The following is a 14840-nucleotide window of genomic DNA, read 5'->3' as shown; positions in this document are numbered from 1 at the left end:
CCTCAAATGATTATTATGAAAAAGAAATCAATTATACTATCCTTACTTTGTTTGAGTAGCATCTTCTTATCCAAGGCTCAAGACGGTGTTTATTATACGGGAAAAACATTATCTAATGTGAACTATCACAATGGACGATTGAATCCTGCGGTGGGTACTCACAATATTCAAACGATGCGTGCCAATCGCGAGCATCCCGAAAAAGGTGATGGCTTCGGTTGGACTTACAATCACCAATCTTTTCTTGCATATTGGAACAATACATATTATCTGCAGTACTTGAGTGATTCTGTTGGTGAACATATACCTCCATCTCAGACATTATTGCAAACATCTAAAGACGGCTATAGCTGGACTAAACCCGAAATTGTTTTCCCTAGATATAAAGTACCCGATGGTACAACCAAAGCAGGATATAATGGTGTTGCAAAAGACTTATACGCTATAATGCATCAACGTATGGGTTTTTATGTATCAAAAAGTAATCGTTTACTAACTATTGGCTTTTACGGTATTTGTCTTGATAAGAAAGATGATCCGAATGATGGAAAAGGAATAGGGCGTGTTGTAAGAGAAATAAAAGCTGACGGAAGCTACGGCCCTATTTATTTTATACATTATAATCCTACGTGGAACGAGAAAAACACAGCTTATCCTTTCTATAAAAAGAGCAAGGACAAAGCATTTATTGCAGCGTGTGAAGAATTAATGGCTAACCCTTTGATGATGATGCAATGGGTTGAAGAATCGGACAGTAATGATGCCCTTATTCCATTGAAAAAGAAATACAAAGCATTCAGTTATTATCATTTAAATAATGGTGATGTTGTTGCTCTATGGAAGCATGCCCTAACTACGATAAGCAAAGACGGAGGTAAAACATGGCCGGGAAATGTTGCCCGTGCTGTTGGTTTTGTAAATAGTAACGCGAAAATATGGGGACAAAGAACTTCTGATGGAAAGTTTGCTACCGTTTATAACCCATCCGAGTTTCGTTGGCCATTGGCTGTATCAACAAGTGAAGATGGATTGAATTACACGAATTTATATTCTGTACATGGAGATATAGCATCAATGCGTTATGGTGGAAACTATAAGTCACGAGGACCTCAATATCCAAGAGGTATTCTTGAAACTAATGGCACACCTCCCGATGGCAATATGTGGGTAACATATAGTGTGAATAAAGAAGATATATGGGTGTCAAAAGTTCCGGTTCCTGTGACAGATAAAGCGATTAGTCATGCAGATGAAGCCTTTGATTTGATGCCACAAAGCAAAGAGCTAGATACTTGGAATGTGTATAGTCCCTTATGGGCTCCTGTCAAAATAGAAAAAAGATCGGATAATAAACGTTGGCTTTCGTTGAAAGACTGGGATCCGTTTGATTATGCAAAAGTGGAAAGAGTTATTCCCGAATCTAAGAATTTAGAAGCCTCTTTCTCGGTTCTGTCTGCTCAAAATAAGAATGGAAACCTACAAGTTGAGTTTCAAAATGCTCAAGGCGATGCTTGCACCCGTATCATTTTTGAGAATGACGGTTTGATAAAATTAAAAACCGGAGCAAGATATGCTACCTTAATACCCTATGAAGCAGGAATTGTATATGATATCAAAGTTTCTTTATCGACTTCTACCAGAAGCCTGACAATGAAAATCAACGATAAGGAGATTTCTACAAAATTATTTTTTAATCCCGTAGAATCTATCCAAAGAATTGTGTTCAGAACGGGTGATTTACCGACCGATCCGACTCCTAATGATGTGGCTGATAGAGATACCGATTTGCCCAATGCAGGAGCTGAAGATGCTAAAGCAGAATATTATATCTCATACCTAAAAACATCTGATCCAGTAAATCGTGCTGCAATTTTAAACGTGGATGATTATAAGCGTTATGCAGATTATTTTAATACAATGGAAGACGAAAATATAGCACAAGCTATTCCAAATGCTAAGTCTTGGGAGTGGATGAAAGCCAATATACCATTGTTTGAATGTCCTCAAAATAACTTCGAAGAGATGTTCTATTATAGATGGTGGTCTTTAAGAAAACACATCAAAGAAACTCCCGAAGGTTATATAATGACCGAATTTTTAGTAAATCGTTCGTATGCTGATAAATATAATTTAATCTCTTGTGCTTTAGGGCATCATATCTATGAAAGCCGATGGTTACGCGATCCTAAATATCTAAATCAATACGTACATGTTTGGTTTAGAGGAAATGAGGGTAAGCCTATGTCGAAGCTTCGTAGTTTCAGTAGTTGGACATCCGATGCACTTTATAATAAATATTTGGTGGATGGAGATAAAAACTATCTGTTAGACATGTTTCCCGATCTGGAAAGCGAATATGCAGCATGGGAGGGAGATCATCGCTTACCAAGCGGATTATATTGGCAAGGAGATGTACAAGACGGAATGGAAGAAACCATTAGTGGCGGACGCCGTAAGAAATATGCTCGCCCAACTATCAATTCTTATATGTTTGGTAATGCAAAAGCTCTATCGGAAGTTGCCAAATTGAAGGGAGACAATGCCACAGCTCAGAAATATGAGAATAAAGCTATTGAGATTAAGAATTTGGTTCAAAATCAACTATGGAACTCAGATAGTATATTCTTTGAAACATTAAGAGAACCCGGAAAATTTGCTTTGGTACGCGAAGCAATCGGTTATATACCTTGGTATTTTAATCTTCCCGACAATAAGACTGATTTTGCAAAAGCATGGTCTCAAGTGAAAGACGAAGGTGGTTTTTGTGCCCCTTATGGACTTACCACAGCAGAACGCCGTCATCCCGAATTTCGTTCTCATGGATGTTGTAAATGTGAGTGGGATGGAGCTATCTGGCCTTTTGCCTCATCACAAACTTTAACAGCTATGGCTAACCTATTAAATAATTACAAACAAGATGTAGTAAATGACAGTGTTTATTTTCGTCATATGGAATTATATGTAGAAAGTCAGTATCACAGAGGAAGACCTTATATCGGAGAGTATCAGGATGAAGTAACAGGCTACTGGCTTAAAGGCGATCAGGAACGCAGCCGTTATTATAATCACTCCACTTTCAATGATTTGATTATCTCTGGATTGATAGGCTTAAAACCTCGTCCCGATAATACTTTAGAAGTTAATCCCCTCATACCTCAGGATAAATGGGATTGGTTCTGTTTAGATAACGTTCCTTATCATGGAAAAACGGTTACTATCGTTTGGGATAAAACAGGAGGCAAGTACAAAAGAGGAAAAGGATTTTATATTATGCTAGACGGAAAAGTTGTAGCTAAATCTGATAAATTAGAACGATTAACCTATAAGATGTAATGATACGAACGATTCTATAAGATAAGGTCTGAGACCTTTTTATTACTATGGCAAGCATAAAACCGATAACTATGATTCTGAAATACAACATTAAATATTCTCTGCTTCTGATATTGTTTACACTTTTTGTTTTTAATGTCTATCCTATAGATATTAAGGATTTGACTTGTGAAATGCAGAAAACTCCATTGGCTATGGATAAAGCTAATCCTCGTTTCGGGTGGAAGCTGACTTCTAATGTCCAAAGAGATAAACAAACGGCTTATCAGATAATACTTACATCTAATGGAATGAAAATATGGGATTCGGGAAAAGTAAAATCCGATCAAAGTCAATTAGTAGTTTATAAAGGGAAGCCTTTGGAAAAAGGTAAACGCTATTTATGGATTGTGAAAGTGTGGGATGCAAAAGGAAAAATGAGTGAAAGCAAAAACACTTTTTTTGAAACTGCACCCGATTTTAATAATACAAAAACACAATGGATTGGTGCAATTACTCAAGCAAATTCCAATTTACCAATAGGGCGTCGTGATCTACATAGTCCATCTTTTAAGAAACCCGAATATAAAGAGCTGTATGATAAAATAAATCCATTAGCACTACGCAGTATTATATTGAGAAAATCTTTCAATACAAGCAAAACTGTGGACAAAGCAATTGTTCATGCTTCAGGTTTGGGTCATTATAACCTTTCTTTAAATGGTAAGAAAGTAAGTAAAGATATTTTTACTCCCGTATGGAGCGATTATGATAAGACGGTTTATTACAATACTTATCAGATAGATACTTTACTAAATAAAGGAGAAAACGTTATCGGAATAACATTAGGCAATGGTTTTTACAATGCAGTAGGCAATCGTTATCGGAAATTATGGATTTCTTTCGGACCTCCAACTTTATTTCTCGAAATGCATGTGTATTATACGGATGGCACAAGTGAAATAATTACTTCTGATGAGTCGTGGAAATACGCACTTAGTCCTATAACATTCAATGATATTTTTGGGGGCGAAGACTACGATGCCCGCTTAGAACAAAAAGGATGGGATAAACCAAGTTTCAATGATAAGTCATGGAAATCGGTTGTTATCCAAGAAGCTCCAAAAGGAATTCTTCGTGCCCAACAGATCACAAGTGTTCGTAGTATTAAAGAATATGGAGCAGTATCGATGTCTAAAATAGATACCAGCTATGTTTTGAATATGGGACAAAACCTTTCGGGTTACCCCGAAATAAAAGTTACTGGTAAAAAAGGACAGACAGTTAAAATTACCGTAGGTGAGTTGTTGAACGAAGAAACAGAAAAAGTTTCTCAAAAACAATCGGGAGGACCACATACATATTCTTATACATTAAAAGGTGATGGAGTGGAGGAGTGGCACCCCGAGTTTACTTACTATGGTTTTCAATATATTCAGATTGACGGGGCTAATGTATTATCGTCAGATGGTTCAGATAAACCATTGATTGTAGATATAAAATCGCACTTTATATATAACTCAACTAATGAGAATGGGCATTTTGGATCTTCTAACGAGATTTTTAATAAAGCACATCAGTTGATTAAAAATGCAGTGAGAAGTAATATGCAGTCGGTATTTACAGATTGTCCTCACCGCGAAAAACTTGGATGGTTAGAAGAAACTCATTTAAATGGTCCAGGGCTCCTTTACAATTGGGATTTAACTCAGTTCTTTCCAAAAGTAATGCAAGATATAGCAGACGGACAGCAAGCTGATGGACTTGTACCCAATATAGTTCCCGAATATGTAGAGTTTGGCAAAGGGCTCGAAGTATTCAGAGATTCTCCCGAATGGGGTGGTGCTGCGGTTATTGTACCCTGGATGTATTATCAGTTTTATGGTGATAATGCCTTGATTGGGGAATACTACAATGTGATGAAGCAATATGTAGATTACTTAACTTCAAGATCAACAGATCACATAGTTTCTCATGGATTGGGTGATTGGTACGATTATGGAGAACATCGTGCAGGATTCTCTATGAATAGCCCTGTTGAAGTGTCGGCTACAGCTCATTATTACTATGTTACACATTTGTTAGCAAAGGCTGCAAAGATGTTTAACAAGTCTAATGATGAGAAGAAATATACTATTTTAACTCAAGATATAAGAAAAGCTTTCAATGAAAAGTTTTTAGATAAAAACACGATGCAATATGGCTCAGGTAGTCAATTTTGTAATGCCGTAGCTTTATTTATGGGTATAGTAGAGCCACAGAACAAAGTTGCTGTACTACAAAATCTGAAAGCAGATATTCAGCAAAGAGGTAATCGATTGACTACGGGTGATGTAGGCAATAGATATTTGTTTCAGGCTTTGGCTCTAAATGACGAGAACGAACTAATGTATTTAATGAATAATCATACCGATGCTCCGGGGTATGGCTTTCAAATACAATTTGGTGTAACAACCTTGACTGAACAATGGGATCCACGTAAAGGTGCATCATGGAATCACTTCATGATGGGGCAGATAGACGAATGGTTTTTCCAAAGTTTAGCAGGAATCGTTCCTTCAACACCCGGTTTCAAAGAGTTTACAATACAGCCACAACCTGTGGGTGATTTAACTTGGGTAAAAGCTAATCACGAAACATTATATGGAAAAATAGCAGTAAGCTGGAAAGTGGAGAATGATATATTCTACCTATCAGTTGATGTACCCGTTAATACTCGTGCTACTATTATATTACCCGATGGCAAGGATACAAAAAGAATAGTGGGCTCAGGACAACATTTATTAGAGTGCAAATTAAATAAAAAGTAAAGATTGGCATAATATCTCGAAGATATAACTAGATAAAGGATTAAAGGTCTGAGACCTTATAACATTTTAGAAGAATTGAAATGGAATACAGAAGAATTGGAAATACAGACATGAGGGTGTCTACTCTGAGTTTTGGAGCTTCTTCATTGGGTGGAGTTTTCCATTCGTTGAAGGAGACCGAAGGTATAAAAACGGTGCATACAGCAGTTGAAGGTGGTATAAACTTCATTGACGTATCTCCCTATTACGGACATTTAAAATCAGAAATTTTATTAGGAAAAGCTTTAAAAGAAATTGATCGAAAGAAGTATTATTTATCAACTAAAGTAGGTCGATATGGGGAGAACGGTATAAACCTTTGGGACTATTCAGCAAAAAAAGCAAAAGAGAGTGTATATCAAAGTATGGAGCGCTTGAATGTCAACTACTTTGACTTGATTAATATACACGATATTGAGTTTGCCGATCTAGATCAGATTTGTAATGAAACATTGCCAGCCTTAGTTCAACTAAAAAGGGAATGTGTTGTTGGATATGTTGGCATTACGAATCTAGCATTAAGACATTTTAAATATGTTATTGATAATGTACCTCCAAAAACAGTTGATAGCATTCTCTCTTTTTGTCACTATTGCTTAAATGATGACGCTCTTAGTGATTATCTGGATTATTTTGAAACCAATGGAGTGGGGGTTATTAATGCTTCTCCTTTCTCTATGGGATTATTAACAGAAAGAGGAGCTCCCGATTGGCATCCAGCACCAAAACCTTTAATAGAACTTTGTAAGAAAGCTGCACAACATTGCAAAAGTAAGGGAAAAAACATCGAACAGCTTGCTATAAAATATGTAGTGAGTAATCCACGCATAGCAACAACATTATTTAGTACTACACGATCAGAAGCTGTTATTCAGAACTTACAGTGGATTGAAGAGCCTTTAGATACTCAATTATTAGAAGAAGTACAAGATATCCTTAAATCGCGATTTCGAGATACTTGGCTGAATAGCTAAAGGTCTATTTTGCTATTTAACCTTAATCAAACTACATATCATGAAAAATATTAAAATAATTGATGCACATGCTCACCTTTGGTTGAAACAAGATACAGAAGTAAACGGTCTTAAAATACAAACTTTAGACAATGGACGCTCACTTTTTATGGGAGAAGTTCGCCAAATGCTTCCTCCATTCATGGTTGACGGACGTAACACTGCTGAAATATTTTTATCGAATATGGATTATGCCCAAGTATCGGCGGCAGTTATTACACAAGAATATATAGACGGCTTACAGAATGGTTATCTGTGGGAAGTTCAACAAAAATATCCCAATCGTTTTTTATGTTGCGGCATGGTTGATGCTCGTAGCTCTGGTTATTTTGAGCATGTTCAGAAATTAATAGAACAGGGGTTTAAGGCGATTAAGATTCCTGCCGAAAGATTGATAGAACCACATAAGCAAACATTTCTGACATCGTCTGAAATGATGAAGATGTTTAAATTGATGGAAGAAAAAGACATTTTGCTTTCTATTGATTTGGCAGAAGGCGACACTCAAGTTGCAGAAATGGGAGAGGTAATTTCCGAGTATCCCGATCTACGTATTGCAATAGGACATTTCGGGATGGTAAACCGCCCTAACTGGCAAAAACAGATCAAGTTAGCCCGATATAAAAATGTAATGATTGAATCAGGAGGAATAACGTGGTTATTTAATGATGAGTTTTATCCATTCAAAGGAGCAGTATTAGCGATAAAAGAAGCTGCCTCACTTGTAGGAATGGAAAAACTGATGTGGGGATCAGATTATCCACGTACAATCACAGCTATAACTTATCGTATGTCATACGACTTTATTTTGAAGTCTGATTTACTTTCGGAGAATGAAAAGCGCATGTTTTTGGGAGAAAACGCTGTTCGATTTTATAACTTAAAAGATTTAGTAGAATTACCCTATATCAAAAATATGTCCGAATGAAAAACAACACGTACAGAGGATCCTTAATATTAATTTTCAGCCTGTTTTTTATATGGGCAATCAGTAGTAACCTTCTGCCAACCATGATTCGGCAATTAATGAAGACCTGCGAACTTAATACGTTCGAAGCATCATTTACCGAAACCGCTTATTGGCTTGCTTACTTTATATTTCCTATTCCGATAGCTATGTTTATGAAAAAATACAGCTACAAATCGGGTATTATTCTAGGATTACTTCTTGCCGCTTTCGGAGGTTTTCTATTTCTATTTGCCGCCAATATAAAGGAATATTGGGCATATCTGGGCATATTTTTCATTATTGCAACGGGTATGTGCTTTCTGGAAACGGCAGCAAACCCATACGTTACAGCATTGGGAGATCCTAATACGTCAGCACGAAGACTCAATTTAGCACAATCGTTTAACGGTTTAGGAGCTTTTATAGCTGCTATGTTTTTGAGTAAGCTTATTCTCAGTGGAAAAACATACACGAGAGATACATTGCCTACTGATTATTTAGGAGGATGGGAAGCTTATATTCAGTTCGAAACTGACTCCATGAAATCAATCTATCTCGTATTAGCTTTAGTTTTAGTACTTATAGCTATATTGTTTGTCTTCTTTAAGTTTCCGAAAATAAAAGAAGAGGAAGCCGAAGATAGCTCAGACAAATTGATCGATTTTAAAGTATTGAAACGTTCCCACTTGAGATGGGGCGTAATTGCTCAATTCTTTTACAACGGAGGGCAAACAGCCATTAATAGCCTGTTTCTGGTATATTGCTGTGTATATGTTAAAATGGAGGAAGATTTAGCTACAACTTTCTTTGGACTCTATATGCTCGCTTTTCTTTTAGGTAGATGGATAGGTACACTGTTTATGAGTAAATTCAAACCTCAGAATATGTTGCTCCTCTATGCAATAGTCAATGTCATATTATGTGTGGTAATAGCTGTATTTGGCGGAATGATAGGACTGTATGCTATGCTTGGAGTATCATTCTTTATGTCGATCATGTATCCTACACAGTTTTCCCTAGCTTTGAAAGATTTAGGATCAAATACTAAAAGTGGGTCAGCCTTTTTAGTAATGGCAATTGTAGGCAATGCTTGTCTGCCACAGCTAACAGCCTTTTTTATGGATCAAAATGAGCATATCTATCAAATAGCTTATATTATACCACTTATATGCTTCCTTTTCTGTGCCTATTATGGATGGAAAGGATATAAAATAATAGATTGAAGTTAACGGAATAAACAAATAATAATGAAAGCAATACAAATTGTTCAACCTGGCGAAGTTCGTATGGTTGAATTAGAAAAACCTATACCTCAAGAAGGCGAAGTTTTAGTAAAACTTCAGTATGTTGGTTTCTGTGGATCAGACTTAAATACATATTTAGGAAAGAACCCAATGGTAAAACTACCAGTAATTCCAGGACATGAGATTGGAGCAGTTATAGACGCTGTTGGAAATAAAGTTCCATCAAATATTAAAGTAGGATCGCCATGTACAATAAATCCATATACCAATTGCGGAAATTGCCCATCATGTAGAAATGGTCGTCCTAATGCCTGCCAATTTAATGAAACCTTCGGAGTTCAGCGCAATGGCGCAATGGCTGAATATATTGTTGTGCCATGGAGTAAAGTTATTATTGATGGCGACTCTCAACTTTCGCCTAAAGATTTTGCCTTAGTAGAACCTATGAGTGTAGGCTTCCATGCCGTTTCGAGAGGCGAGGTGTCTGACCTTGATACAGTAATGGTTATAGGCTGTGGCATGATTGGTGTTGGAGCTATTGTTCGATCTGTAATAAGAGGTGCTACGGTAATTGCTGTAGATATGGATGATGAAAAACTGGCATTAGCAAAACGTCTTGGAGCACATCATACAATTAACTCTAAAACCCAAAATGTAACGGAAGTTTTAGGCAATTTAACTAATGGGTTGGGAGCTGATGTAATTATCGAAGCAGTGGGTTCACCTATAACGTATCAGATGGCTATAAATGAAGTTGCTTTTACAGGTAGGGTAGTGTGCATTGGTTATGCAAAGAGCGAAATAGCATTCGAAACTAAATATTTTGTTCAAAAAGAATTAGATATTAGAGGCTCCCGCAATGCTATGCCTGAAGATTTTAGAAGTGTAATAAAATATCTAAAAAAAGGGACATGCCCTATTAACGAACTTATTAGCGGAATCTATAAGCCCGATGAAGCTCAAAACGCTTTGATAAAGTGGCAAGAAAATCCAGGCAAGGTATTTCGGCTATTGATTCAATTTTAGAAAAATAAGTATAGCATCTATCTAAAATACAAATATCTCTCTTTACGCAAATTACAAATCAATAATAAATCCACATTAAGGTGGGCTTTTTATTGGTTTGTAATTTCTTGTCCATATATCTCATCATTTCGTCACTTGTAACGGGGCATCCAAAGCTCCATCCCATTGGTAAATGCTGTGGATATATTTCTTTAGTAGGCATAGGTGTATGCGAATGAAATACAATAATACGCTTATAGGCATTATTGTTCGTTTTTTCGAGTCCATGCATTTTGTAATGTACATTAATTCCCCATTGACTATATGATCGTATACCTAGTTTATATTTGCCCAGAGAAGAACATAAACTACCATCTGTATTGCTGAATACTGGTTTTGCTCCTGTACTTAAATTTTCACCTTTACCACACCCATGTGCACATAAAGCTTTTCGGTCAATGCTTTTTGTTTTAAAATTCCAGACAAACATGCGGTTTCGTCCTGAGTGAATTTTCATATCAATCAATACACAGAAATCTGTATTATAATTGTTCTTTTCGCAGAAAGCCATAGCCTCATTAGCTTTCTCTTCTAATCGTTTTTGAGCTTCTGTTGCTGTGTCTTGTGTCTCAAGTGAATGACCTGAGATATTATTACAGCTAGATAATAACATCAAAACAATCATAGTTTTGATGTATATAATGAATGAGAAATTCATATAAAAAGTCGGTTAGTGTTTAAAAGTCAGTTTCCTTAGAGTGTTTAGTTTAGAAATATATTATTCCTATTCCTTCCACAAAGAAACAACAAAAAAGTCAATCTGAGAAAAGAGAGGCAATAAACCTAATTATTAGCATTTTTAAATTGGTTATATATATTGATTAGTTAGTCACTTTAATTTCATTAATTCCATATACAATTTTTCCATCCGTAGTCATGCCTTCAATAACAACTGAATAATCAGTTATAAAATCTGCCGTATAGAAATCAACAGATGCTTCACCCAATGAGGATGTATTGATATTTGGATTCCAATAAATTGTTGTACGCAAATCAGGCTGTTTATCATTTATTTCTCTTACTGTCTCATATTTTGGACTATAAAAAGATATTGGTTGCTGATATCCAAGAGGCATAATAGATTTTATATTATCTTCTTTTGGTTCTATAATATTTTTAGACTTTCCTGTTTTTGTTCGTATCACAACTGCTCCTGCTCCTCCTCTTACACCCAACAGACTACCAGCCTTAGCCCCCTTTATGACTCCGATTTCTTCAATATCTGAAATGTTTAGTAGTGTATAAATTGACTTTTTCTTCTTTGATTTATTTTCTATTAGTTACTATTTGGGCCCGCGGGGGCATTTGAACAGAAACTTACGGTTTGGATACAACCAGCATTTTCTACAAAACCTAATTTAGAGCTTCTTGCTGAAATTTTCAATAAATGCTACTTTAAGGATATTTTTAACAACCCAGATAATTCTGCTATGTAATGTATTTCTATTATTCTTACTTATCTTTGTAACCATAATAATGAAATTTNCAATTGTTTATAGAAATAAGCATACTCTTACTATTAAATATTAGTTTCTTGTGACATAAAATACCTTACATGGCTAAAACCGTTTATACATACTTGAAATTACTGCGTATTCACCAGTGGGTTAAAAATCTTTTTGTTTTTGCACCTATATTCTTTTCTTTTAGTTTTTTGAATCTAGAAGCGTTAATAAATGCACTATATGCATTTATTGGCTTCTCATTTATTGCCAGTTCTATATATATAATCAATGAGTGGAAAGATGTTGAGCTTGATAGGTTGCATCCTACTAAAAAACAAAGACCTCTCGCATCAAAGGCTATAAGTATAAGAAACGCTTTTATTGTATGCATAACATTGCTAATTTTTGAATTCTCGACCTATTTGTTTATCTTAAAAACGATATTGCAACCATACTATTATTCTTTTATTTTGTACTTAATGTCTTTTATTGTCTTAAATTGAAGCAGTTATCAATTATTGATATTACAATAGTAGCCATCGGTTTTGTTATCCGTCTTTTTATAGGTAGCACTGTAACCTCAATAGCTTTATCACACTGGATTATTATACTGACATTCCTTCTAGCCTTGTTATTGGTTGTGGGGAAGAGATGTAATGATGTAGTCATTTTTGCAGAAACGGGTCAAGAAATGAGAAAAAGTATTACTGGGTATAATATTGAGTTTTTAAATACAATAATTACTTCTGTTGTAACTATTATTATTTTCAGCTATATCATGTATACGATATCCTCCGAAGTTATACTTCGAAACGGAGAGCACTTATATATTACATCATTATTTGTAATTCTTGGATTATTCAGATATCTTCAAGCTATTTTCGTAGAAAAAAAGGGTGATAGTCCAACTAAATTGGTTCTTAAGGACCGTTTTCTACAAATTACTATCTTATGTTGGGTAGTATCATTTATATTAATCCGATTTTTTTATAAGTAGCTAATAATAAACAAATATGAATAATAGGAGTATTCTATACCATCTTCTCCCTGAAAAGAAGATCGAAATAATTTTACTGTGTTTACTAATGCTATTTTACTTTTCATATTCTTATTTTATAATAACACAAACTTCAATAATAGATAATTCAATACTAGGTGATCTCTATTTCTCTTTTGACAATAATATAATTTATAAGTATGGGTATCAGAGTATAGTTCCACATCCACTTATGAGATATTTGACAAGTCCGATTATCTTTTTGGGTAATTTATTAGTTGCATTAACGGGAAGCTTCAAGGCTAAAACTTTTCTTTGGGTTATATTTTGTAATTATATGATAGCAAGCTCTGTTTTGTTTATCTTTAAATACCTTAGTAAGGTAATTAGTTTAGATAATAGGACTTCGATTCTGGTTGCTGTATTATATGCAATTACTCCTATAAATTTAATGCTGAGCTTTACACCCGAATCATTTACCATATCTACTTATATAATTACATTTGTTTTATATTATACAGCATATCATATAAAATCAGAGACAGATATACCCCTTATAGAGAAAGCGATACTAGCAACAACAGCTGCTGGTATAACTATTACAAACTTTGTAATTTGTACAATACCTTATTTGTTTTTCAATAAACCAACAAAAAGTAAGATTAAAGATTTAGCTATACTAAGTGGTATAATGAGTATAATACTAATTTGGATTACTACAACTCATCATTTAATAGCTGATACAAAAACTCGCATGGAGTGGTTTACTCATACAAGTGGTGAATTTTATAAACATGTAATCGATTTATTCTGGGGATCTCCCATCTTTTCACCGGAGCTATGGATTCATAAATTACGTAGTGATGAAACAGATGTTATTAGTATGGACTATTATAATTATTGGTGGCAATACTTAATGATCTTTACCATAACAGGTTTAATAGTATTCTCTTTAATAAAAAATTATAAAAATAAATATGTCCAAATCCTATTCTTAATATTAATTTATAATATATTTATTCACATAATAATAAAGTATGGATTGGATGAACCGTTTATGTTTGGAGCACATTGGGTTTATATCGTTCCATTATTATTCGGCTGGTTGTATAAGTCATTCCCTAAACAGAAACAAGCTGCTATCTATTTACTATATATAGTTATTTTTATCTCTATGTTTGTAAATAATATGTACCATCTATATGACTTTATCGAAACATCTATCCAGCTCTTCCCTATCTAACAAATCATCTGATTATGAAAGAAAAACATACGATAGCCGCATTTGATTTCGATGGAACTATAACTACAAAAAATACTTTATTTGATTTTATTAAATTCTATGTGGGAGGTAAAAAACTGTTTAAAGGGCTTATGATCTTATCTCCTATATTGGTGCTATATAAGTTAGGTTTTACAACTAATGATGTTGCTAAACAAAAACTATTTGCCTATTTTTTTAAAAATAGAAGTATTTAATAAAGCGAGTGAGGATTATATTAAAAGAATACAGGATATAATAAGACCTGAGATTATAAATAAAATAAAATGGCATCAAAGTCAAAACCATACAGTTGTTATAATCAGTGCTTCCGTATCGAATTGGATAAAACCTTGGGCAAAAACGATGAATATCGAAAAGGTGTTAGCTACAGAAATTGCTACTATTGACGATTTAATAGTAGGAACTTTTAGTACTGCAAATTGCTATGGACAAGAGAAAGTAAATCGTCTCTTAGTGGAATTTCCTAACAGAGCTGAATATATACTTTATGCATATGGCGATAGTGCAGGAGATAAAGAATTATTAGCCTTATCAGACCATCCAACTTTTATTAGCTAAGCTATAAGATCAGTTAATATATATTCGAAATAGCTATTCTTTCTCCCTACTTACCATCCAGATGAAGATACTTTTTTATTGTAGAGGTCTCTCTAAGTGCTTTTGATAAACAATACTTAAAAG

The 14840-nt window shown here is 34.6% G+C and carries 13 protein-coding genes; 11 read left to right on the top strand and 2 right to left on the bottom strand.

The window, feature by feature from the left end; genetic code table 11:
* Window positions 1-15: 15 nt before the first annotated feature.
* The 6 genes from HGC4_RS15910 to HGC4_RS15885 all read left to right on the top strand — a co-directional run bounded on the left by HGC4_RS15910 (window position 16) and on the right by HGC4_RS15885 (window position 10393).
* Complete coding sequence (locus tag HGC4_RS15910) at window positions 16-3333, top strand: MGH1-like glycoside hydrolase domain-containing protein (protein ID WP_050711188.1); 3318 nt, start codon at window positions 16-18, stop codon at window positions 3331-3333.
* A 47-nt stretch (window positions 3334-3380) separates the two neighbouring features.
* Window positions 3381-6122 carry a glycoside hydrolase family 78 protein gene (locus HGC4_RS15905; protein WP_082204211.1) on the top strand — a complete coding sequence of 914 codons (2742 nt, stop codon included), beginning with the start codon at window positions 3381-3383 and terminating at the stop codon, window positions 6120-6122.
* An 80-nt stretch (window positions 6123-6202) separates the two neighbouring features.
* Complete coding sequence (locus HGC4_RS15900) at window positions 6203-7135, top strand: aldo/keto reductase (protein WP_050711129.1); 933 nt, start codon at window positions 6203-6205, stop codon at window positions 7133-7135.
* A gap of 40 nt (window positions 7136-7175) precedes the next feature.
* On the top strand, window positions 7176-8102 hold the full coding sequence (locus HGC4_RS15895; protein WP_050711128.1) for an amidohydrolase family protein: 927 nt from the start codon (window positions 7176-7178) through the stop codon (window positions 8100-8102).
* Complete coding sequence (fucP, locus tag HGC4_RS15890) at window positions 8099-9346, top strand: L-fucose:H+ symporter permease (RefSeq protein ID WP_050711127.1); 1248 nt, start codon at window positions 8099-8101, stop codon at window positions 9344-9346. Before HGC4_RS15895 ends, fucP begins: the two co-directional genes overlap by 4 nt.
* Before the next feature lie 24 nt (window positions 9347-9370).
* Entirely contained in the window at window positions 9371-10393 is a 1023-nt protein-coding gene (locus tag HGC4_RS15885) for a zinc-binding alcohol dehydrogenase family protein (protein WP_050711126.1), read from the top strand.
* Between the two features lie 58 nt (window positions 10394-10451).
* Here the strand turns inward: HGC4_RS15885 and HGC4_RS15880 are convergent, their stop codons facing one another.
* Complete coding sequence (locus HGC4_RS15880; protein WP_050711125.1) at window positions 10452-11090, bottom strand: murein L,D-transpeptidase catalytic domain-containing protein; 639 nt, start codon at window positions 11088-11090, stop codon at window positions 10452-10454.
* 163 nt (window positions 11091-11253) lie between these two features.
* A complete protein-coding gene (locus HGC4_RS15875; protein WP_050711124.1) occupies window positions 11254-11607 on the bottom strand; it encodes a hypothetical protein in 354 nt (117 codons plus the stop codon).
* A 545-nt stretch (window positions 11608-12152) separates the two neighbouring features.
* Here HGC4_RS15875 and HGC4_RS19305 point away from each other — a divergent pair.
* The 5 genes from HGC4_RS19305 to HGC4_RS15850 are packed head-to-tail and all read left to right on the top strand — an operon-like array spanning window position 12153 to window position 14717.
* Window positions 12153-12380: a UbiA family prenyltransferase gene (locus HGC4_RS19305; protein WP_373419317.1), complete on the top strand. Its 228-nt coding sequence runs from the start codon at window positions 12153-12155 to the stop codon at window positions 12378-12380.
* Window positions 12377-12874 (top strand): UbiA prenyltransferase family protein, encoded by a 498-nt coding sequence (locus HGC4_RS15865; protein WP_050711122.1) that lies wholly within the window; start codon window positions 12377-12379, stop codon window positions 12872-12874. The genes HGC4_RS19305 and HGC4_RS15865 overlap by 4 nt, the downstream gene beginning before the upstream one ends.
* A gap of 16 nt (window positions 12875-12890) precedes the next feature.
* A complete protein-coding gene (locus HGC4_RS15860; RefSeq protein ID WP_306332072.1) occupies window positions 12891-14117 on the top strand; it encodes a DUF6080 domain-containing protein in 1227 nt (408 codons plus the stop codon).
* Between the two features lie 14 nt (window positions 14118-14131).
* Window positions 14132-14353 carry an HAD family hydrolase gene (locus tag HGC4_RS15855; RefSeq protein ID WP_050711120.1) on the top strand — a complete coding sequence of 74 codons (222 nt, stop codon included), beginning with the start codon at window positions 14132-14134 and terminating at the stop codon, window positions 14351-14353.
* A complete protein-coding gene (locus HGC4_RS15850) occupies window positions 14322-14717 on the top strand; it encodes an HAD-IB family phosphatase (protein WP_050711119.1) in 396 nt (131 codons plus the stop codon). Before HGC4_RS15855 ends, HGC4_RS15850 begins: the two co-directional genes overlap by 32 nt.
* Window positions 14718-14840: the final 123 nt, after the last annotated feature.

Source organism: Dysgonomonas sp. HGC4 (genome assembly GCF_001261715.1).
Classification (GTDB): Bacteria; Bacteroidota; Bacteroidia; order Bacteroidales; family Dysgonomonadaceae; genus Dysgonomonas_A.
This window is presented reverse-complemented; position numbering and strand designations above follow the sequence as displayed.